The following is a 21,640-nucleotide window of genomic DNA, read 5'->3' as shown; positions in this document are numbered from 1 at the left end:
CATGCCGCTGAAACGCATCACCCTGCGCGACTTTGTGATCGTGCGCGAACTGGAGCTGGACCTGTCGGCCGGCTTCAGTGTGCTCACCGGTGAAACCGGCGCGGGCAAATCCATTCTGATCGACGCACTGCAATTGGCCCTGGGCAGCCGCGCCGACGCCGGCGTGGTGCGCGAAGGCGCCAGCCGGGCCGACATCAGCGTGGAGTTCGACAACACCGATAACATCAACACCTGGCTCAGCGACGCCGGTTTCGACAACTCCGACTCGCTGCTGCTGCGCCGCACCATCGACGCCCAGGGAAAAAGCCGCTCCTGGGTCAACGGCAGCCCGGCCACCGCCGCGCAGTTGCGCGCACTGGGCGACCAGTTGCTCGACATCCACGGCCAGCACGCATGGCAAAGCCTGACCCGCCCGGACACCGTGCGTGGCCTGCTCGACGCCTATGCCGGCGCCAACACCCGCGCGCTGGAAACCGTTTGGGCGGCCTGGCGCACAGCCGTCAAAACACTGGCCGATGCCCGCGCCGCGCAAGACTCGCTGCAACAAGAACAAGAGCGGCTGAACTGGCAGATTGGCGAAGTCGACAAACTCGCGCCAGGGGCAGACGAATGGGATGAGCTCAACACCCAGCACGCCCGGCTGGCCAACGCACAAAACCTGATCGATGCCGTGCAAGCCGCCATAGACGCGCTGGAAAACGACGACAGCGGCGCACTGAGTGGGTTGACGCGCGCGCAACAGGCGCTGCAGACCCAGGCCCACATCGCCCCCGAGTACGCCGAACTGGCCGAGGTCCTGGCCTCCAGCCTGGCGCAGGCCGAAGACGCGGCGCATTCCCTGCACACCAGCCTGCGCCGCACCGAGCTAGACCCCGATCGCTTGGCCGAGCTCGACGATCGCCTGTCGCGCTGGATCTCGCTGGCGCGCCGCTACAAACGCACGCCACAGGAGTTACCCGCGCTGCTGGCAAGCTGGAAGCAAGAGTTGGCAAGGCTGGATGCCGCGACCAACCTCGGAGCACTCGAAGCGGCGGAAAAGAAGGCGCAGAACGCTTACCTCGCGGAAGCCAAGGTATTGAGCAAACTGAGAACCCAAGGCGCGCCGCGACTGGCCAAGGCCATCACCCAAGCCATGCAAGGCCTGGGCATGCAAGGCGGCCGGTTCGAGGTGGAACTGAACAAGATCGAGCCCAGCGCCAGCGGCCAGGAAGAAGTACTGTTTCTGGTGGCCGGGCACGCCGGCAGCACCCCGCGCGCCGTTGGCAAAGTGGCCTCGGGTGGCGAGTTGTCGCGTATCGCCCTGGCCATTGCCGTCACCACCAGCGAGCTGGGCACCGCACAGACGCTGATCTTTGACGAGGTGGACTCCGGCGTTGGCGGTGCCGTGGCCGAAACCGTGGGCCGGCTGATGAAGCAACTGGGCCGTGATCGCCAGGTACTGGCGGTGACCCACCTGCCCCAGGTCGCCGCTTGCGCCGACCATCATTTACTCGTTTCCAAGCAACGCGCAGGCGCCCAAACCGAAAGCCAGGTGGCCGCGGTGGTGGGTGAAGGCCGCGTGGCCGAGATCGCCCGCATGCTGGGCGGAGAGCATTTGTCGAACACCACGCTGGCCCACGCCAAAGAAATGTTGGGATTGTTGTAAAACCCAAAATGCTTTCATCTGCTGTAGTACCCTAGGCCCATGCAACCAGAAATCGTTCTCATCACGGGTATGTCAGGCTCCGGCAAGTCGGTGGCGCTGCACGCATTGGAAGACGCTGGTTTTTACTGCGTTGACAACCTGCCGCCCGAGTTGCTGCTGGAATTCGTCAAACTTGAGCAAACCCGAGGGGCGGGCAAGGTGGCGATTGCCATGGACGTGCGCAGCGCCAAGTCGCTGCCGGTGGTGCCGCAGTATCTGGCCACACTGCGCCAGCATGGTGTGCGGATCAAGTCGCTGTTTCTCGACGCGGCCACCGACACGCTGGTGCGCCGCTATTCCGAAACCCGCCGCCGCCACCCGCTGTCTCAGGCCGACATGCTGAACCAGCAGCGCGCCTTGTTTGAAGCCATTGAACTGGAGCGCGAATTGCTGTCTGAGCTGCGTGAACGCGCACACGTCATCGACACCAGCGCCATTCGTTCATCGCAGTTGCAGGGGTACATCAAATCACTGGTGGCCGCACCCGGCAACCAGCTCACGCTGGTGTTTGAATCGTTTGCCTTCAAACGCGGCATTCCGCTGGATGCCGACTACGTGTTTGACGTGCGTATGTTGCCCAATCCGCACTACGAAGCCGACCTGCGCGACCTGACCGGGCGCGACGAGCCGGTGGCCGAGTTTCTGCGCCAAAGTCGCGACGTGGCGCAGATGTTCAGCCATATTGAAAAGTTTCTCTCACACTGGCTCGATCTGCTGGCACGTGACCACCGCAGTTACGTGACGGTGGGTATTGGCTGCACCGGCGGGCAACACCGTTCGGTTTATCTGGTCGAAGCATTGGCCACACACTTCGGTCGCCGCTGGACCACGCTCAAACGCCACCGCGAACTCGACGGCCGCAGCGCCCTGCAAGGCTTGACCTCGGTCACCAAGTTCGGCAGCACGATCCTCTGAAGCGGCTTCAGGTTTAAAAGAAAAACGGCTGCCAAGCTGTCTGCCAAAGCGACGCCAGCTGCAAACCTGATAGCAAACTAGGTTTGCATGAACTTGCGTATCGGTGCTGGCAAGCCGACCGCAGCCAAGCGCGCAGGCTCCACCCACTCACCCTCAAGACCGGGCGCTGAGGGGTGTGTCCAGCGCACACACACCGGATGCAAATGCAGGTCTTTGTGCGTCAGCACATGCAAAACCGCTGGCAATTCTTCAAGCGCGGCTTCCGGCGAATGCTCCGCAGCCACCAAGGGCAAACGCGCCAGCAGCGCCAGCCTATCCGTGAACACCGGCATGCAAAACAGCCCCGCCCAGACGCCGCTGTCCGGGCGGCGCTCCAGCCATACACGGCCCTCAGCATCGGTGGCCCACAGCAGCCACCATGACTCTGAACTGCGTTTGAGCTTGCGGGTTTTGACCGGATAACGCAGCGCGTTGCCGGCACGATGGCCAGCGCAAATCTCGCGCAGCGGGCACAACAGGCACGACGGGTTGCGCGCCAGGCAGACGGTAGCCCCCAGATCCATCAGGCCCTGGGTGTAACGCGGCATGCTGCGCGGCAGGTCATCGTGCGGCAGCAACTGGGTGGCTTGATTCCACAGCTCGCGCTCGTGTGCGGGCACGGACAAATCGTGCTCATAGGCCAATACCCGTGTGAGCACACGTTTGACGTTGCCGTCCAGAATCGCGGCGCGTTCGCCATAACAAAACGCGGCAATGGCCGCTGCGGTGGAGCGGCCTATGCCGGGCAGGGTTTGCAGACCTTCGGCCGTGGGCGGAAACCTGCCGCCGTGCTCCGCCATCACCTTCTGAGCACACTTCAACAGATTGCGCGCACGGCTGTAATACCCCAGGCCAGCCCACAGCGCCAACACGTCGTCCTGCGGGGCCGCGGCGAGCGTGGCCACATCCGGAAAACGCGCCAGGAATCGCGGAAAGTACTCCAGCACCGCACTCACCTGGGTCTGCTGCAACATGATTTCGGACAGCCACACGCGGTACGGGTCACGCGTGTTCTGCCACGGCAAGCCATGGCGGCCATGGGTTTCCTGCCAGCGCACGACGCGCGCGGCAACGTCCCTGACCCCGACGTCACACGCCGTGGTCGATTCTTCTAAAACGGTCATTGAGATTGGATATCTGTGTCCTGCCAGCCGGTGTTTTGCGCGGCGGCATCAATTTGTTCAGCGCTGAGGCTGTTGTCCTGGTCGCTGGTCGACAAAAAATAAGAGGTCAGCAACTGTAGCCGGGTCTCCAGCTGTCCCAGAACGGCCTCCTGGTTTTCGATTTCCGAGACCCGATTGTCCAGCCCGCCGGCGGCTTGCTGGATGCGGTCTATGGCTTCGAGCCGGCGGCCAAAGGTGGTGCGGCGTTCCTTCAGTTGGGCCTCCAGCTGAGCCGAGGCCGATTTACTCCAGATCTCGATTTCCGCAAACGCCGACTCATAGACCCCTTGCACCCGGGTGTTGAGCGCACGCACCAGCCGGTCCACAAACTCAGTTTGTCCCAGTTTCAGCGTATGGCTCAAGCCCAGATAACGCACGTGGCTGCCTTCGATTTGCGTCAGCTCGCCGTAGAAGCGCTGCAGGTCGGGCTCGGCCGGGGCTTGCAGCGAAAAGCCATATTCGGCATTGAGCTGCGTGAACGTGGCGGCCAGCATGCTTTGGATTTCCTGGCTGTGTGTGCGCGCGCGGTCCAGGCTGGCACGCAGTTGCGCAAACGTGTCGGCATACACACGTTTCACGCCAAGCTTCAAGCCGGGTTTGCGCAGTGCCGCGCCCAGTGCGTGCATTTCGCTTTTCAAGGCGCGGCTGCCCAGCAGCACAAAGGCATCGCCCAGCAGCTTATGTTGCACGGCACGCACGGCCGGCACTTTGGCAGCGCCCACGTCGAACTCGTGTTTTTCCTGCTCTATGCGCTGGCGCATGTTCTTGATCACCGCCGTATTCTTGCCACCCAAGCCCTGCAAATCCAGCTTCTGCTCGGCCAGCTCACGCCGGCGCATGTGGATGATGCGGCTGGTTTCGGTGCGCAAATCGGCGATGCCACGCGCCACCACGGCGCGCAGAATGGCTTGACGTTGACCGACGATGTCTTCGGCCAGCACGGTCTCCAACACCGGCAAGCCGCTGGCGCGCAGCAGACCGTTGTCCGCGCTGACCTTGGCAAGCAAACCCTTTTGTGCCGACACCGCCATCACACGCTGTGGAAGCACCCCCAGCATCGCAGCAGACGAAGCACGCTGCTGCGCAATCTGCGCGGCGATCGCCTCGGGTTGGCTCATCGCGTCCCACAGGGTGTCGATCTTGTTCAACACCACCAGGCGGGCCTCGGAGTCGGCTGGCTCACCGCTGAGGTGTTCACGCCACACCGCCAGATCAGACTTCGTCACCCCGGTATCGGCCGCCAGAATAAACACCACGGCATGCGCCTGGTGGATCAGGTTGACGGTGAGCTCGGGCTCGGCGCCCACGGCGTTCAGGCCGGGGGTGTCCAGAATCACCAAACCCTGTTGCAGCAGCGGATGTGCGATGTTCACCAGCGCGTGGCGCCAACGCGGCACCTGCACCAGGCCGGCAGCGTCCACCAGCGGGTTGTCGTCCGGCAGTTCATCGTGCCAGAAACCCAGCGTGCGCGCCTCTTCCCGGGTCACGTGATCAACCTCGGCCACCATGGCCAAGGCGGTGGCCAACTGGGCCGGGTCATGCACATCCAGCGCCACCTGGGTCCAATGTTCGGGCGTTTGGCGCCACTCGGACAAAGCCCGTGGATCGCGTCGCGAACCTACCGGCAGCAGGCGCAAACAGGCTGGCACGGCCGGGTCATAACCCAGCTCGGTCGGGCACATGGTGGTACGCCCGGCACCAGCGGGCATGATGCGGCGTCCGTAGCTGGCAAAAAAGATGGCGTTGATCAGTTCGGACTTGCCACGCGAAAACTCGGCGACAAATGCCACCAGCACCTTGTCGCTGCGCATCTGCTCGGTAAGCCGGTCCAGGCGTTGCAGCACGCCCGCGTCCAGCAGGTCGTGCTCTTTCATCCAGGCGGACAGCAGCTTCAGACGCAGGGCAAACTCTCGTCGCCACGCGCCGTACTGGCCGAACTGCTCGTTAAATGAAGTAGTCACGGAGAAAATACAGTGCGTGGAGTGCCATTACTGAAAATATAGCATCGCCGCAAAGCATTGGGCATAGGCCTATCACCGTAGCTGGCAGTTGGGGCAGTAGAAAGTGGAGCGCTGCCCCTGCCGCAACGCCACAATGGGTGTGCCGCATTGCCGGCATGGCAAGCCTTTGCGGTCGTAGACCATGGCCTCCAACTGAAAGTAGCCGGTTTCCCCATGGGCATTGGCAAAGTCGCGCAAAGTGCTGCCACCACGCAACACCGCCCGGCCCAACACATCCCGCACAGCGGCATGGAGCTTGGCCGCACGCGGCTTGCTGATGGTGGCCGCAATCGTGGTCGGCCGTATGCCCGCCAGAAACAAGGCTTCGGAAGCATAGATATTGCCCACCCCCACCACCAGCTGCCCCTGCAGCAAGACCTGCTTGATCGCTGTGCGCCGCTGCCTCAGGCCGGTGTGAAAAGCAGCCAGGTCGAAATCGTCACCCAAGGGCTCAACACCCAGGCGGCCGAGCAATTTTTCGGCCTGAATCGAGGTCAAGCTCTCGACATACACCACCGCGCCAAACCGGCGCGGGTCGTGCAAGCGCAGCGTGCCGCGTGTCGTGACCAGATCAAAATGATCATGCCCACCCGGGGCATCCTGGCGCGCCGCAAAATGCAATCGGCCAGACATGCCCAGATGGATCAGCAACACACCGCGGTCGAGCATCAGCAGCAGGTATTTGCCACGTCGGCGCACCTCCAGCACCCTGCGCCCCACCAGATCAGCCGGATCACAGCCCAGCGGCCAACGCAGCGGCTTGCCCAGATGGGCTTCGGTGATCTCTGCCCCCGCAATGCGGTCGGCAAAACTCAGGCGGGTGACTTCAACTTCAGGTAGTTCGGGCATGGCAAGCAGCGGTTATGGGCCTTAGATTATTATGGGTCGATGAAGCGACTTCACCGATTCAAATCTCAGGCCCTGGCGACCATCGCGCTGGCGGCAAGTTTGGCCACACACGCTGCGCCAACCCCGCCAGACGCCGCGCCCGAAAGCTCGGCCCTCACCGCGGAGCTGTTCTACGAATTACTGCTGGGGGAAATCAACCTCAACTCGGGCGACCCGGGCACGGCCTTCGCGCTGATTCTGGACTCGGCCCGTAAATCGGACGACAGCCGGCTATACCAGCGCGCCGTGGAAATTGCGCTCAAAGCCCGCTCGGGCGATGCCGCGCTGCAAGCGGCACGCGCCTGGAAAGAAAGCCAACCAACGTCGCGCGAGGCCAACCGCTACGTCCTGCAAATCCTGATCGCCATCAACCGCGTGGGCGAGACCCTGGAGCCGCTGCGCACCGATCTGGCCTTGGTCAGCAACGTCGAGCGCCCGCTGTCCATGGCGGCGATTCCGCGCACCTTTGCGCGGGTCTCCGACAAAAAGCTGGCCGCCAGCACCGTGGAAGAAGCACTCAAGCCCTATCTCGACAAACCCGCCGAAGGCGCGGTGGCCTGGAGTACGGTGGGTCGCATGCGCCTGTTGGCACAAGACAACTTTGGCGCACTGGAGGCCGCGCGCAAGGGGCAGGAAATAGACCCGACATCCTCTGCTCCGGCCTTTTTGGCGCTGCAGATGATGGGCCCCGACGCGCCATTGGCCGAGAGCATTGTGCAGAAATATGCCGCAGGCAAACCAAGCCCCGAATTTCGCGTGAGTTACGCCCGAAGCCTGGTGGAAGCCCAGCGTTACGCCGAGGCCACCCAGCAGCTGCAACGGTTGACCAAGGAAAGCCCGGACTTCACGGAAGGCTGGCTGATGCTGGGCGCTCTGCAATTGCAAGCCAATCAAGCCGCAGATGCAGAAGTCGCTTTCCAGCGGGCTTTGACGCTGTTGCAAGCCCTGCCGCCAAGTGAGGAACGCTCGCGCGCCCTGGTGCAAAGTTATCTGTCCCTGGCGGAAGTGGCTGAAAAACGCAAAGACTACGCCGCTGCAGAAAAGTGGCTGGCACGGATTGATGACGCCCAGGCCTTGTACGGCGCACAAATTCGACGCGCCTCACTGATGGCCAAGCAAGGGCAATTGGAACAGGGCCGCAAGTTGATCCAGTCGCTACCCGAACGCACACCGGCGGATGTGCGTACCAAGCTGTCGGCTGAGGTGCAGCTGTTGCGCGACAACAAGCAATACCAGGCGGCCTACGACTTGTTGGCCAAGGCGCTGGTGCAGACTCCGCGTGACACCGACCTGATGTACGACCAGGCCATGATCGCCGAGAAGATGGACAAACTCGCAGACATGGAGCGCATCCTGCGCGAGGTGATGCTCATCAAGCCTGACTTTCACCACGCCTACAACGCATTAGGTTATTCGTTGGCCGATCGCAATGTGCGCCTGCCTGAAGCCAAACAGCTGATCCAGAAAGCGCTTGGGTACGCGCCCAACGACCCCTTCATTTCCGACAGCCTGGCCTGGGTCGAGTTCCGCATGGGCAACAAGGCCGAAGCCCTGCGCATTCTCGACGAGGCCTACAAGGCCAAACCCGATGCCGAAATCGCCGCGCACCTGGGCGAAGTGCTCTGGAGCATGGGCCAGACCGAACGCGCTACCGCCATCTGGAGAGAAGGCTTCCTGCTGAACCCCGAAAACGAGAGCCTGCTGGAAACGCTGAAACGGCTACAGGTGAAACTTTGACAGGAATGCGGCGTGCGCTGCACCGGCGCCGAGTGTTGGGCATGGCCTTGGCGCTAGCCGCCACGCTGGCCGGTTGTGCTACCAGCCAGCCTCAGCAGCCGCGCCCGGCCGCCTTCTGGAGCGGCCGCATGTCGTTGCAGGTGGAAGACGCCACGGCGCAATCCTTCACGGCGGCATTTGAACTCAAGGGCGACGCCGGGGCCGGAGAGTTGAAACTGTTCACCCCCTTTGGCGGCACACTGGCCGTACTCGACTGGCAAAACGGCTTGGCCCGCCTCACGGCGAACGGCGAAACGCGGACTTTTGAATCGATGGATGCACTCATCCTGCAAGCAACCGGCAGCGTGATCCCGGTGACCGCCTTGTTCGACTGGCTGAACGGCCAAGACACCGCCGTGCCGGGCTGGAAAGCCGATCTTTCACGTTTATCAGACGGCCGCCTGTCCGCGCGCCGCAGCACACCCACACCGCAGGCCGACCTGCGCATTGTTTTGGACCCATGAAGGCTTTGTACGACGTTCCGGCTCCGGCCAAATTGAATTTGTTTCTGCACATCACCGGTCGCCGCGCTGACGGTTACCACCTGCTGCAATCGGTCTTCATGCTCATCGACTGGTGCGACACCCTGCACTTCGAGTTGCGCCGCGACGGCCAGCTCAGCCGAACCGACCTCACCACACCACTGCCCGCAGACGATTTGATCCTGCGCGCCGCACGCGCGCTCAAGGAATTGACCGGCACACCGCTAGGCGCAGAGATCGCCATTGAAAAAAGCATTCCCGCGCAAGCCGGCATGGGCGGTGGCTCTTCGGACGCGGCCAGTTGCCTGTTGGCACTCAACCGCTTATGGGATTTGCGCTTGCCGATTTCGACGCTGCAAACCCTGGCACTGCGGCTTGGCGCCGACGTTCCATTTTTTTTATCGGGGGGGCATGCTTGGGTCGAGGGAATTGGTGAGACAATAACGCCCGTTGAGTTGCCAGCAGCCGACTTCTTGGTGGTCAAACCACCAGAAGGTCTAGAGACAAAAGCAATTTTTTCAGCATCTAGTTTGAAACGTGATTCTGATAGTGCTATACTCGCAGGCTTTGCTGCTAGGCCTTACGAATTTGGTAAGAATGATTTGCAGCCAGTTGCCGAGACACTTTGTCCTGCTGTTACAAGAGCCATAGGTTGGCTCAATGACAAAGGGTTAAACGGCAGAATGACTGGTTCAGGTAGCGCGGTTTACGCGCATCTTGCAAACATGCCAAGCACAATGGATGCATCTGATGCAGATCCACTGTGGCTAGTTCGTCAGTGCAGCAACATGGAGGTGCACCCATTAGTGGGTTGGGCCTCCAGCGAGAGTTAATCGGTCGTCCGTTCAAAGCGGGCAACCTGTGTAGGGGAGTCGCCAAGTTGGTTAAGGCACCGGATTTTGATTCCGGCATGCGAAGGTTCGAATCCTTCTTCCCCTGCCAAATATGTTTAAACGCGCAGACGTTAAACGTACCGGCAAGTTAATTCATCGCCCAAAGCTCATGCAGCCCACCCACACTGATTTCATGGTTTTCACCGGCAATGCCAATCCAGGCATGGCTGCTGACATTGCTAAACATCTTGGCATTTCTCTAGGCGCCGCCAGCGTCGGCCGTTTTTCCGACGGCGAAGTGACGGTCGAGATCAACCAGAACGTGCGCGCCCGCGACGTTTTTGTGGTGCAGAGCACATGTGCTCCCACGAATGACAACCTGATGGAGCTGCTGATCATGGTGGACGCGCTGAAACGCGCTTCTGCTGAACGCATCAGCGCCGTGATTCCCTACTTTGGTTATGCACGCCAAGACCGCCGCCCACGTTCGGCCCGTGTGCCGATCACGGCCAAGGTTGTGGCCAACATGCTGCAAGCCGTGGGTGTGGACCGTGTGCTGACCATGGACTTGCACGCCGACCAGATCCAAGGTTTCTTCGACATTCCGGTGGACAACATTTATGCGTCCCCCGTTTTGCTGGGCGATCTGCGCCAGCAAAACTACGAAGATCTGATTGTTGTGTCGCCAGACGTTGGTGGCGTGGTGCGTGCACGCGCCCTGGCCAAGCAACTCGGTTGCGACATGGCCATCATCGACAAGCGCCGCCCCAAGGCCAATGTCAGCGAAGTGATGCACGTCATCGGTGAAATCGATGGCCGCAACTGCGTGATCATGGATGACATGATCGACACCGCTGGCACGCTGGTCAAAGCGGCAGAAGTGTTGAAAGAACGCGGCGCCAAAAAAGTTTACGCCTACTGTACGCACCCGATTTTCTCGGGTCCGGCCATCGAGCGTATCGCCAAGGGCTCGGCGCTCGACGAAGTGGTGGTGACCAACACCATCCCTCTGAGCGACGCCGCCGCTGCTTGCAAGAAAATTCGCCAACTGACCGTGGCCCCGCTGATCGGCGAAACGATACAGCGCATTGCCAACGGTGAGTCGGTCATGAGTTTGTTCTCTGATCAAAACTGATCGAGACAATCGTCAGCCTGTGATCACTGCAAAGTGATCGCGGGCTTTTGTCAAACTGGAGTGACATTGGTCGCGATGCACTTCTTCAGGAGTTAACTATGAATTTCGTCGCTTTTGAGCGCAATCTGCAGGGCACGGGTGCGAGCCGCCGTCTCCGCATTTCCGGCCGTACCCCTGGTATCGTTTTTGGTGGTACCAATGAACCCGTCGTTGCGATCGAACTCGATCACAACGCACTGTGGCACGCCATCAAGAAGGAAGCCTTCCACTCCAGCATTCTGGACATGGAACTGAATGGCTCCGTGAGCAAGGTTTTGTTGCGCGACGTGCAAATGCACCCCTACCGCCAACAGATTCTGCACGTTGATTTCCAACGCGTGGACGACAAGACCAAGATGACCGTGAAGGTGCCAGTGCACTACTCCGGTGACGAAGAATCCCCTGCTTTCAAGCTGGACCACTGCCTGATCACGCACGTCGTGACCGAACTGCAAGTGACCTGCTTCCCAGCAGACATCCCTGAATTCATCGCCGTTGACCTGACGACGCTGAAGAAGGGTTCTTCGCTGCACCTGAAGGACATCACGCTGCCCAAGGGCGTCAAGGCTGCCATCAAGGGTGGTGCAGTGAACCCCGTGCTGGTGTCGGTTGTGGCACCCAAGGTTGTGGAAGAAGCTGCTCCAGCAGCCGCTGCCGCTCCAGCCAAGGGCAAGGGCAAGAAGTAATTCTTGCTGTCGCGCTCCGGCGCTACCCTTCAAAAAAGCCCAGCCCTGCTGGGCTTTTTTGTGGGCGATTTCAAACGAGATAATGCAAGCATGATCAAACTCTTTGTCGGCTTGGGCAACCCAGGCCCCGAATACGAAGCCACACGCCACAACGCCGGATTCTGGTGGATAGACGCCGTGGCGCGCGAACTCAAAACCAACTTGCAGCCCGACAAAAGTTACTACGGTTTGGTGGCACGCGTGATGGTGGACGGCGAACCGCGCTGGCTGCTGGAGCCACAAACCTTCATGAATGCGTCTGGCAAGTCGGTCGCCGCGCTGGCGCGCTTCTTCAAGATCCAGCCATCAGAGATTCTGGTGGTGCACGATGAACTGGATGTTGTGCCGGGCCAGGCGAAACTCAAACAAGGCGGCAGCCATGCCGGCCACAATGGCCTGCGCGACATTCACGCGCAACTCGGCAGCCCCGACTACTGGCGCTTGCGCATCGGTGTGGGCCATCCGGGCGTCAAAGAGCAGGTGTTGCATTGGGTGCTGAAAAAGCCGTCACCCGAACACCGTGTTGCTATCGAAGAAACCATGGATCGTTGCCTCAAAGCCCTGCCGGCACTGATGGCGGGCGACATGAACAAGGCGACCATGCTGATCCACACCACCAAACCGGCACGGCCCAAGCCGCCGCGCGCGGAAAAGCCTGCTGTGGCTGGATCAGCCGATGCAGCGGTAGCGCCACCGCCAGCGCCTCAGGCCTGATCGGACAAGGCCGCGCAGCGCGCCCAGGTCAACCGATAGTGGGAGGTGTTGGTGTGCTCACCACCGGGGCTGCGGCCGCTCCGGCCTCAGCCTGCAGGCGCCGATACTTCTGCCAGAGCGTCTCTTTGTCTTCCACAAAGTCGGGGTTCACCGGGATACATGACACCGGGCACACCTGCATACATTGGGGCTCGTCAAAGTGCCCGACACACTCGGTGCATTTGTGCGGGTCGATCTCGTAGATCACCTCGCCCAAATAAATCGCGTCGTTCGGACATTCGGGCTCACACACATCGCAGTTGATGCATTCGTCGGTGATGATCAGCGCCATGACGTCGCCTCCAGGCATGCCGGCAGCCAGGTGCAGGCGTATGTCGGGGTTTGAGTATTCAGTTCGGCGCTCATGCCCCAATTATCGCGGCGATGCGCCATCCACGCGACACCCGCGTTAAAACCCTGTTGACCAAAGTGCTCAACCGCGTCTTCCGCTCATAATCGCGACTTCTCAGTCGGCTCCCGCCTGCGCCCCATTTCATGCGCCCCGTTTCATGAGTCTGTTTTTACTCAAACGCGTCATCACCCTGCTCGCCACCCTCGTCGGCACCTCGCTGGTGGTGTTTGGGGTATTGGAGATCCTTCCCGGCAATGCGGCGCAATTGATGATGGGCCCAGATGCCTCGCCCGACGCCGTGCAGGCCCTCACCGTGCAACTAGGCCTCGACCGCCCTGCCTTCGAGCGTTACGGCCACTGGGTCTACGGCATGCTGCATGGCGACCTGGGCTTGAGCTATGCCTACGGCACGCCGGTGTCTGAATTGATCTTGGAGCGCCTGGCCGTCACCGTGCCCCTGGCACTGATGGCCATGGCACTGACCAGCCTGCTCGCCTTGGCTGCCGGGGTTTACGCCGCCGCCAACCACAACCGCCTGGGCGACATCGGCGTGATGGGCCTCACGCAAATCGGCATCGCCATCCCCAACTTCTGGTTCGCCATTTTGTTGATCCTGCTGTTTTCCGTGCAGTTGCAGTGGTTCGCGGCGGGGGGCTTTCCGGGTTGGGAAGAAGGTCTGGGCGAAGCGGTCAAGGCGCTGATCCTGCCCGCCATTTCTCTGGCACTGGTGCAAGCGGCCATCCTGGCACGCTTCACGCGCTCGGCCGTTTTGGAAGTGCTGCGCGAAGACTTTGTGCGCACCGCACGCGCCAAGGGTTTGTCACGCCGCGCCACGCTGTGGCGCCACGTGTTGCGCAACGCCATGGTGCCGGTGATCACCGTCATGGGCCTGCAGTTCTCAGAGTTGCTCACGGGCACCATCGTGGTCGAGAGTGTTTTTTACCTGCCCGGCCTGGGCCGGTTGATCTTCCAGTCCATCGCCAACCGCGACCTCATCGTGGTGCGCAACTGCGTGATGCTGCTGGCGGCCATGGTGGTCATCGTCAATTTTGTGGTCGACGTGTTGTATGCCGTCATCGACCCGCGCATCAAAGTCCGTGACGCCTAACCCCCTTCCCGCCCCCCGTCCTTCCGCAGCCCGGCCCGGCTTGGTTCAACGCGCCCGCAGCCACCGCAGCCTGGTGCTGGGCGCGTGGCTCACGGCGCTGCTGATCGCGGCCGCCGCGTTGTCGCTGGTGTGGACGCCGTGGTCGCCTTACGAGATGGACCTGGCGCAGAAACTCCGGGCGCCCAGCGCCGCGCATTGGCTGGGCACCGACCCCTTTGGCCGCGACATCGCCTCGCTGCTGCTGGTCGGCGCACGCAGCTCCATTCTGGTCGGGCTGATCGCCGTGGGCATTGGCCTGTGTGTCGGCGCGGCCCTGGGCCTGCTCGCGGCCGCCCGTCGCGGCTGGGTGGAAGAGCTGATCATGCGGCTCAGCGATTTCATGCTGGCTTTCCCGGCCATCCTTTCGGCCATCATGCTGGCGGCGGTGTTTGGCGCGGGCATGGTCAACGCCATCATTGCCATCGGCATTTTCAACATCCCGATTTTTGCGCGCATCACCCGCGCCGCGGCCAACAGTGTTTGGTCGCGCGACTACATCCTGGCCGCGCGCGGCTGCGGCAAGGGGCCGTGGCGCATCACCTGGGAACATGTGTTGCCCAACATCATGCCGGTGCTGATCGTGCAGGCGACCATTCGTTTTGCGATTGCCATCCTGGCCGAAGCCGCCTTGTCGTACCTGGGCCTGGGCACACAACCGCCGCAGCCGTCCTGGGGCCGCATGCTCAGCGAAGCGCAGACGCTGATGTTCCAGGCGCCGATGTTGGCCGTCTATCCCGGCCTGGCGATTGCGCTGGCGGTGCTGGGGCTCAACCTCTTGGGCGACGGGCTGCGCGATGTGCTCGACCCACGCTTGTCTGGTCGACGCTAAAACCGTTGAAAACCATGACCCGCCCCCACCAATCTTCCGCCCCCTTGCTGCTGGTTGAAAACCTGCAGGTTGCACTCCCCACGCCGCACGGCCTGGTGCCCGCCATACGCAACATCCACCTGCGGCTGGAGCGCGGCCAGACGCTGGGCGTGATTGGAGAGTCGGGCTCCGGCAAGTCCATCACCATGCTCGCGTTGATGGGCTTGCTGCCCGAGCAAGCGCAGGTGTCCGGCAGTGTCAAACTCAACGGCCAAGAAATGGTTGGCGCATCAGATGCCACTTTTTGCGGCATCCGTGGCAACCGCGTGGGCATGGTGTTCCAGGACCCGATGAGCGCGCTCAACCCCGTGCAAACCATTGGCCGCCAAGTGGCCGAGCCCTTGCGCCTGCACCGCGGCCTGTCGCGCAACGCCGCCCGCGCCGAGGCCGTGGCACTGCTGACCAGAGTAGGCATTGCCGACGCCGCCCGCCGGGCCGAGGCCTACCCGCACCAATTCTCCGGCGGCCAGCGCCAGCGCATCACCATCGCCATGGCCCTGGCCTGCGGCCCCGACCTGTTGATTGCCGACGAACCCACCACCGCCCTCGACGCCACGCTGCAACTGCAAATCCTGCAACTGCTGCGCGAACTGGTGGCCGAGCGCGGCATGGCGCTGATTTTGATATCGCACGACCTCGGCGTCATCGCACAAAACGTCGACCAGATGTTGGTGATGTATGGCGGCAGCATCGTCGAGCGCGGGCCTACGGCGGCGGTATTCCAGCACATGGCCCACCCGTACACGCGTGGCCTGTTTGCCGCGCGCCCGATGATAGGCTTGCGTGCCGAAGGTCAGCGCCCGCGCCTGCCCACCATAACCGGCCACGTGCCCGAGTTGCAAGACATCCCCCCCGGCTGCCCGTTTGCCGGCCGCTGCGCCTGGACGGAAGCCAGCTGCGCCAGCACGACACCGCCAGCGCTTGCGGTGCCGGTCCACAGCAGCGGTGCAGCCCACACCGCCAGTTGCCAGCCCCACGTGCTGCGCCAGTTGGAGGCGACGGCATGACCAACAACATCACCACCACAACGCCATTGTTGGAAGTGACCGACCTCGCACGCAGCTACCCGCTGCCGCGTGAAAAGCTGTTCCAAGCGCCCAAGCAAATGCAAGCGTTGCGCGGCGTCAGCTTCGCCGTGCACAGCGGCCGCAACGTCGGCATCGTCGGTGAATCGGGCTCGGGCAAGTCCACCCTGGCCCGCCTGGTGATGGCACTCGACCAACCGAGCGCCGGCAGCGTGCGACTGTTGGGCCAAGACCTGCACCAGCTCCCAGCCGCCGCCCTGCGCAGCGCGCGGCGCGACATGCAGATGGTGTTTCAAGACCCCTATAGCTCGCTAGACCCGCGCCAAACCGTGGCGCGTATCGTCGCCGAGCCGCTGGCCGCGCTGGCCCAAATCGGCAGCCGTGCAGAACAGCGCGAGCAAGCCGCCCAAATCCTCACCGCCGTGGGCCTGCGCGCAGGCGACCTGGACAAATATCCGCACGAGTTCTCCGGCGGCCAACGCCAGCGCATTGCCATTGCACGCGCCCTGATCACCCGCCCCAAGCTCATCATTGCCGACGAACCGGTGAGCGCACTCGACGTCTCGGTGCAGGCCCAGGTGCTCAATCTGATGGTGGACTTGCAAGCCAGCTTTGGCGTGACCTACCTGCTCATCAGCCACGATCTGGCGGTGGTGCACCACCTGTGCGATGAAGTGCTGGTGCTGCACCAGGGCCAGGTGGTCGAGCGCGGCAGCCCAAACAACTTGTTTTTGAAGCCGCAGCACCCGGTGACCCAGGCGCTTGTGGCGGCCGTGCCACGGGCATTGCCCGGGTCCAAGACACAACAGGCGGAGATTTCTGCAGGTTAAGTTCAACCCGGTCACAATGCGCGGCAACAAGTAACTGTTGGGATTTTCGACATGCTGCAACGACGCACTCTGATCCGTTCCGCCAGCGCGCTGGCGCTACCCGCCGTGGCTTTGCCAATCACCAGCCTGGCGCAATCGCGCAAGGACAGCATCACGCTGGCCATGACCCTGGAGCCTACCGGCGGCCTCGACCCCACGGCCACGGCCGCGTCGTCGACCTCGGAGATCGTGCACTACAACGTGTTCGAGACGCTGACCAAGATCCAGAGCGATGGCACGGTGGTGCCGCTGTTGGCCGAGAGCTGGGAAGTCTCGCCGGATCTCAAGACCATCACCTTCAAGCTGCGCCGTGGTGTGCGTTTCCACAATGGCGAACCCTTGAATGCGGCCACCGTCAAGTTCGCCTTCGAGCGCGCCGCCGGCGAAAAAAGCACCAACAAGGACAAGCGCACCTTTGCGGCGATGCAAAACATCTCCGCCATAGACGAGAGCACCCTGGTCATCGTCAACAAAGACATAGACCCCGACTTTTTGTTCCTGATGGGCCAAGCCACCGCCATCATCGTCGAGCCCAAAAGCGCCGACAGCAACAGCACCAAACCCGTGGGCACCGGCCCCTACCTGATCCAGAACTGGGCCAAGGGCTCGTCCATCACGCTGGCCAAGTGGGAGGGCTACCGCAACGCCGCAGCGGTGAAGATCAAGCGCGCCACCTTCCGCTTCATCTCCGACCCGGCCGCGCAGATCGCCGCCCTTCTGGCCGGTGACGTGGACGTGTTTCCGCGTGTCACGCCGCGCAGCGTGGCGCAGTTCAAGAGCAACTCGCGCTTTCAATTGCTGGTGGGCGGCTCGCGCGCCAAGACCATTCTGGCCATCAACAACAAAAAGAAGCCGCTGGACGATGTGCGTGTGCGCCGCGCCATTTCTGCCGCCATCGACCGCAAGGCGGTGATAGAAGGCGCGGGCGACGGCTACGGCGTACCGATTGGCAGCCACTACACACCTGGCGCGCCGGGCTACATCGACACCACCGGCATCAACCCGTTCAACCCCGACAAGGCACGTGCCCTGCTCAAGGAAGCCGGCGTCACCACCCCGCTGACGCTCAGCCTGAAGCTGCCACCCCCGCCCTACGCACGCCAGGGTGGCGAGGTAATCGCGGCACAACTGGCCAAAATCGGCATCGTCGCCAAGATAGAAAACGTCGAGTGGGCGCAGTGGATCAGCGGCGTCTACACCAACGCCAACTACGACCTCACCATCATCTCGCACGTCGAGCCGTTCGACCTGGGCAACTACGCCAAGCCGGGCTACTACTGGGGCTACGAGTCGGAGAAGTTCAATACGCTGTTTGCCAAGATCAACAACGCCCCGCGTGTGGCCGACCGCAACAAGCTGCTCGGCGACGCGCAAAAAATGATTGCCGAGGACGCCGTCAATGCCTTCCTGTACCAGCCGCAATGGATCACGCTGGCCAACAAGAACATCAAGGGCTTGTGGAAGGACATGCCGATTTTTGTCAACGACATCTCGGCGCTGTCGTGGAGCTAGGCTCACTACCTAGCTATCAATAAAGAAGCTTCTCACGCTTACCTATTAAGCGTAATAGGCCTATTTTCCTTAAAGATGCCCGCATGCTGCGCGACGCTCTAGGCAACCCCGTCAGCCTGCACCACGCGGACAGCCTGGCGCCGCTGGACGACTTTGTGATGGGCTTCATCGCCAGCGAGGCCCGCGCCGTCAACCTGCTGGCCACCGCCGCGCACGACCACAGCGCCATCGTCCAGGCCTACGCTGCGGCACTGCACATGTTTGCCGAAACCGGCAGCGCTCCGGCCAATGCCCGCCCCTATCTGCAACGGGCGCAGCAGCACAGCCACGATGCCACTTCACGCGAGCAGCGTTTTGTGCAAGCCGTGGCGGCATGGGTGCATGGCGACGTGCCCAGCAGCCTGCGCCTGCTGCAGGAGCAGGTGGCGCAGCATCCGCGCGACCTCGTGGCCTTGAAGCTAGGCCAGTACCACGCCTTCAACCTGGGCGATGCACCAGCCATGCTGCGCCTGGCGCTGGCCGCCGCACCCCACGCGGCGGATGTGCCCTACCTGCACGGCATGCTGGCCTTTGCTTGGGAGCAATGCCACGCCATGGCGCAAGCCGAAGCGGCTGCACGCCACGCCATCCAGCTGAGTGAAAAAGAGCCCTGGGCGCACCACGCCTTGGCGCACGTCATGCTGACCCAAGGGCGCATGCGCGAGGGCCTGGACTTCATGCAAAGCATGGCATCCACGTGGACCGGCTTGAACTCGTTCATGGTCACGCACAACTGGTGGCACGCCGCGCTGTTCGCGATTGAACTTGGGCAAGCCCAAGCCGCGCTTGAGCTTTACGACACCCAGGTGTGGGGTGTGGAGAAAAGTTATTCCCAAGACCAGGCCAACGCCGTGTCGCTGCTCGCACGGCTGGAGTTGGCAGGTGTTGACGTGGGTGTGCGCTGGCAAGACGTGGCCACGTATTTGCTGGCGCGCGGTGCCGAGCACGTGCTGCCATTTCTCGACCTGCACTACCTCTACGGCCTGGCCCGCGCTGGCCGCCCGGAGGCCGCTGCTTTGCTCACCAGCCTGGAAACCCATGCCGAGGCACACCCCGACCAACCTCAGTGGCACCAAACCGCCCTGCCCTGCGCACGCGGCCTGCTGGCTTATGCGCAAGGGGACTTTGCCAACGCGGCACAGGCGCTGGGGCAAGCGTTGCCGCAGTTGGTATTGATTGGCGGCAGCCACGCACAACGCGATCTGTTCGGCCAGTTTCACCTCGACGCCCTCATACGCTCGGACCAATGGGCGGCCGTGCACAACCTGGTGCAGCCCTTGCGCAACAGCCAGCCGGAGTCGCTGCGGTTGGCGCAACTGGTAGCACACACGCAGAACGCCCTGGGATTGCCGAACTGGTAGTTGGACATCGGCCAGCGGTGTTGGTTTTGGTGTCTATAGACACCAACGGGCGCTATAGTCACAGGCCATCGTCCACACAAAATGATGGCGGCTGTACAGGCTGCCGCGCCCCATGACCGCCCTCGACACATTTCTCAGCCAAATTGCTGCACACACCCAACGCGGTGCAGACCCTGCCGATTGCGTGGAAGCCATTGCGCCGCTGATGCTGGCGCTGGTAGAAGGTGCCAACACCTTCCTGCAGCCGCAACACTTTCAAAGCCACCCAGACCACTACGCTCGCAACCTGGTGTACAGCGCGCCTGACGCCAGCATGTCGATCTACACCCTGGTGTGGTCGCCCGGCCAATGGACGCCCGTACACGACCACGGCAGTTGGGGCGTGGTCGGTGTGCTGGAGGGCTTACTGGAAGAGCGCAGCTACGTGCGCATATCGCCCGACCGGGGCAGCGATGAGGGCATAGACCTGGTGCGCGGCGGCATCATCCTGCTGGGGCGCGGCGCCATCACCAGCTTTGTGCCCAACCCCGACCACATCCACATCACCGGCGTGCCAGCGAACCGGCCGCGCGCGGTGAGCCTGCACCTCTATGGACGCACGATGAACGACTTCAACATCTACGACGTGGCAGCGGGCACGCGACGACGCATCAGCGTCGCGCACAACGAAAGCTAGCGGCCGAAGCTACGCCCGGCTTAGGGCCACGGGCGGGCCTTGTTCAGCCTTGCCTCAGTTCTCATCCGCCAGGTCTTGTAATGCCGCCTTATCTGCGGCCTCTAGATCTGCATCGTCGTGTGGCTTGATGATCATCACCGGCACAGGTGCAGCGTGGAGCACTTCGTGCGCCACCGAGCCAAGCAGGGCGCTGCGCAAACTGCCCTTGTCGCGGGCGCCCAGGATCACCATGTCACAGCTGTAGCGCTCCACAATGTCGATGATGGTGTGGGCCGGGTCGCCAATCGCAATCTCGGTCTCGAACGGGATGTCGGCTTCGCGCAGCAGGGCACTGCCTTTGAGCAAGGCATCGCGCGCGGCATCGGTGCTCGCGCGTTCGATCACCCCGGGGTCGGGCCTCATCACCAGTTCATACAAATGCGCTGGCGCCTGCACATTGGCCAACACCATACGCGCCCTCAGGCCTTGGCGCACCAGGCTGATGGCATGGCGCACTGCTTCCAGCGACACATCTGAGCCGTCTACCGGCAATAATATTTTCATGACATTCTCCTAAGAACGTATTTACGATCTCCGTGGGGCCAGCATAGGCCAAAAGAAAAAGTTCAGGAACCTGTACCCCTACAAACACCTATGACCCCTGTTGCGGCCCAATTGATCTTGTTGCCAGGCTTGGCCACCGACGCCGAGATGTGGCAGGCGCAACTCGCCGCCGTGCCACAGAAGTGGAACACCGCGGTGAGCGACGTCCACACCCGCCACCACACCATAGAAGACATGGCCCAAGCCCTGGTGGACGAACACCCCGGCCCGCTGGTGCTGTGTGGCGCCTCGATGGGTGGCATGATCGCCATGGAAGCCGCACGCCACGCGGGCCCACGGCTGCGTGGCCTGGCCTTGTTGGGCACTAGCGCACGCCCCGAAAACGACGCCATGCGCACGCTACGCGAAGGCGTGCTGCCACTTTTTGCACAAGGCCGCGCGCCCGAGGTACTACGCGCCAACGTGCCCTTGGCCTTCGCCCCCGCACAGGCCCGCAACACGGCCCTCACGCAACGCTATATGGACATGGTGCTGCGCGCCGGCGCCAGCCAACTGGTACAGCAGAACCGCGCCATCATGGTGCGGCCCGATGCGCGGCAACATCTGGCCCGTGTGGCCTGCCCGGTGCTGCTGTTGTGTGGCGAGGCCGACAAACTCACACCACCCGAACACACCTACGAGATCGCTGGATGGTTGCCGCAGGCCGAGGTACACATCTTGCCGGGGTGCGGGCATATGCTCACGATGGAACAGCCTTCAGTCGTGAACTCTGCTTTGCTGGAGTGGCTACGGCGGCTGGGCTAGAGATTTCAATTT

21 protein-coding genes and 1 tRNA gene are annotated in these 21,640 nt (G+C 62.4%); 17 read left to right on the top strand and 5 right to left on the bottom strand.

Features of this window, described 5'->3' with window-relative positions; genetic code table 11:
• Position 1 precedes the first annotated feature (1 nt).
• Together recN and rapZ are read left to right on the top strand one after the other, a co-directional pair.
• Positions 2-1,645, top strand: a complete 1,644-nt coding sequence (recN, locus tag ACFQ95_RS10790; RefSeq protein WP_422830865.1) for a DNA repair protein RecN — start codon at positions 2-4, stop codon at positions 1,643-1,645.
• Between the two features lie 39 nt (positions 1,646-1,684).
• Positions 1,685-2,599, top strand: a complete 915-nt coding sequence (rapZ, locus tag ACFQ95_RS10785; RefSeq protein ID WP_422830864.1) for an RNase adapter RapZ — start codon at positions 1,685-1,687, stop codon at positions 2,597-2,599.
• A 77-nt stretch (positions 2,600-2,676) separates the two neighbouring features.
• On the opposite strand, the gene mutY is transcribed toward rapZ, so the two are convergent.
• From mutY to mutM, 3 genes are all read right to left on the bottom strand, one after another.
• Positions 2,677-3,762 carry an A/G-specific adenine glycosylase gene (mutY, locus tag ACFQ95_RS10780; protein WP_422830863.1) on the bottom strand — a complete coding sequence of 362 codons (1,086 nt, stop codon included), beginning with the start codon at positions 3,760-3,762 and terminating at the stop codon, positions 2,677-2,679.
• Positions 3,759-5,762, bottom strand: coding sequence for a dynamin family protein (locus ACFQ95_RS10775; protein WP_422830862.1), 2,004 nt, complete (start codon positions 5,760-5,762; stop codon positions 3,759-3,761). Before ACFQ95_RS10775 ends, mutY begins: the two co-directional genes overlap by 4 nt.
• Before the next feature lie 72 nt (positions 5,763-5,834).
• Positions 5,835-6,650, bottom strand: coding sequence for a bifunctional DNA-formamidopyrimidine glycosylase/DNA-(apurinic or apyrimidinic site) lyase (mutM, locus tag ACFQ95_RS10770; protein WP_422830861.1), 816 nt, complete (start codon positions 6,648-6,650; stop codon positions 5,835-5,837).
• A gap of 39 nt (positions 6,651-6,689) precedes the next feature.
• On the opposite strand from mutM, the gene ACFQ95_RS10765 reads away from it, so the two are divergent.
• The 7 genes from ACFQ95_RS10765 to pth all read left to right on the top strand — a co-directional run bounded on the left by ACFQ95_RS10765 (position 6,690) and on the right by pth (position 12,393).
• A complete protein-coding gene (locus ACFQ95_RS10765) occupies positions 6,690-8,426 on the top strand; it encodes a tetratricopeptide repeat protein (protein WP_422830860.1) in 1,737 nt (578 codons plus the stop codon).
• 41 nt (positions 8,427-8,467) lie between these two features.
• The gene (locus ACFQ95_RS10760; protein WP_422830859.1) at positions 8,468-8,929 is read left to right on the top strand and encodes a lipoprotein insertase outer membrane protein LolB; all 462 of its coding nucleotides are present in this window, start codon (positions 8,468-8,470) and stop codon (positions 8,927-8,929) included.
• Positions 8,926-9,780 (top strand): 4-(cytidine 5'-diphospho)-2-C-methyl-D-erythritol kinase, encoded by an 855-nt coding sequence (ispE, locus tag ACFQ95_RS10755; RefSeq protein WP_422830858.1) that lies wholly within the window; start codon positions 8,926-8,928, stop codon positions 9,778-9,780. The genes ACFQ95_RS10760 and ispE overlap by 4 nt, the downstream gene beginning before the upstream one ends.
• Before the next feature lie 32 nt (positions 9,781-9,812).
• Positions 9,813-9,889, top strand: a tRNA-Gln gene (locus tag ACFQ95_RS10750).
• Positions 9,890-9,949: 60 nt separating this feature from the next.
• Entirely contained in the window at positions 9,950-10,915 is a 966-nt protein-coding gene (locus ACFQ95_RS10745) for a ribose-phosphate pyrophosphokinase (RefSeq protein ID WP_422830857.1), read from the top strand.
• Positions 10,916-11,013: 98 nt separating this feature from the next.
• Positions 11,014-11,640, top strand: a complete 627-nt coding sequence (locus ACFQ95_RS10740) for a 50S ribosomal protein L25/general stress protein Ctc (RefSeq protein ID WP_422830856.1) — start codon at positions 11,014-11,016, stop codon at positions 11,638-11,640.
• A 90-nt stretch (positions 11,641-11,730) separates the two neighbouring features.
• Entirely contained in the window at positions 11,731-12,393 is a 663-nt protein-coding gene (pth, locus tag ACFQ95_RS10735) for an aminoacyl-tRNA hydrolase (RefSeq protein ID WP_422830855.1), read from the top strand.
• Between the two features lie 28 nt (positions 12,394-12,421).
• On the opposite strand, the gene ACFQ95_RS10730 is transcribed toward pth, so the two are convergent.
• Entirely contained in the window at positions 12,422-12,724 is a 303-nt protein-coding gene (locus ACFQ95_RS10730; RefSeq protein WP_422831115.1) for a YfhL family 4Fe-4S dicluster ferredoxin, read from the bottom strand.
• Between the two features lie 217 nt (positions 12,725-12,941).
• Between ACFQ95_RS10730 and ACFQ95_RS10725 the strand changes: the two genes are divergently transcribed.
• The 7 genes from ACFQ95_RS10725 (at position 12,942) to ACFQ95_RS10695 (ending at position 20,281) form a co-directional block, all read left to right on the top strand.
• Entirely contained in the window at positions 12,942-13,892 is a 951-nt protein-coding gene (locus tag ACFQ95_RS10725; protein WP_422830854.1) for an ABC transporter permease, read from the top strand.
• Entirely contained in the window at positions 13,852-14,760 is a 909-nt protein-coding gene (locus tag ACFQ95_RS10720) for an ABC transporter permease (protein ID WP_422830853.1), read from the top strand. Before ACFQ95_RS10725 ends, ACFQ95_RS10720 begins: the two co-directional genes overlap by 41 nt.
• 14 nt (positions 14,761-14,774) lie before the next feature.
• Positions 14,775-15,806 (top strand): ABC transporter ATP-binding protein, encoded by a 1,032-nt coding sequence (locus ACFQ95_RS10715; protein WP_422830852.1) that lies wholly within the window; start codon positions 14,775-14,777, stop codon positions 15,804-15,806.
• A complete protein-coding gene (locus ACFQ95_RS10710; protein ID WP_422830851.1) occupies positions 15,803-16,654 on the top strand; it encodes an ATP-binding cassette domain-containing protein in 852 nt (283 codons plus the stop codon). The genes ACFQ95_RS10715 and ACFQ95_RS10710 overlap by 4 nt, the downstream gene beginning before the upstream one ends.
• Positions 16,655-16,705: 51 nt before the next feature.
• Positions 16,706-18,205, top strand: coding sequence for an ABC transporter substrate-binding protein (locus ACFQ95_RS10705; protein WP_422830850.1), 1,500 nt, complete (start codon positions 16,706-16,708; stop codon positions 18,203-18,205).
• Between the two features lie 83 nt (positions 18,206-18,288).
• Positions 18,289-19,605 (top strand): tetratricopeptide repeat protein, encoded by a 1,317-nt coding sequence (locus ACFQ95_RS10700; protein WP_422830849.1) that lies wholly within the window; start codon positions 18,289-18,291, stop codon positions 19,603-19,605.
• A gap of 112 nt (positions 19,606-19,717) precedes the next feature.
• Positions 19,718-20,281 carry a cysteine dioxygenase gene (locus tag ACFQ95_RS10695; protein WP_422830848.1) on the top strand — a complete coding sequence of 188 codons (564 nt, stop codon included), beginning with the start codon at positions 19,718-19,720 and terminating at the stop codon, positions 20,279-20,281.
• Positions 20,282-20,335: 54 nt separating this feature from the next.
• Here the strand turns inward: ACFQ95_RS10695 and ACFQ95_RS10690 are convergent, their stop codons facing one another.
• Positions 20,336-20,824, bottom strand: a complete 489-nt coding sequence (locus tag ACFQ95_RS10690; RefSeq protein WP_422830847.1) for a universal stress protein — start codon at positions 20,822-20,824, stop codon at positions 20,336-20,338.
• 90 nt (positions 20,825-20,914) lie between these two features.
• On the opposite strand from ACFQ95_RS10690, the gene ACFQ95_RS10685 reads away from it, so the two are divergent.
• Positions 20,915-21,628, top strand: coding sequence for an alpha/beta fold hydrolase (locus ACFQ95_RS10685; RefSeq protein ID WP_422830846.1), 714 nt, complete (start codon positions 20,915-20,917; stop codon positions 21,626-21,628).
• Positions 21,629-21,640 lie beyond the last annotated feature (12 nt).

It is taken from the genome of Variovorax sp. HJSM1_2, from assembly GCF_049316285.1.
Classification (GTDB): domain Bacteria; phylum Pseudomonadota; class Gammaproteobacteria; order Burkholderiales; family Burkholderiaceae_C; genus Rhodoferax_B.
This window is presented reverse-complemented; position numbering and strand designations above follow the sequence as displayed.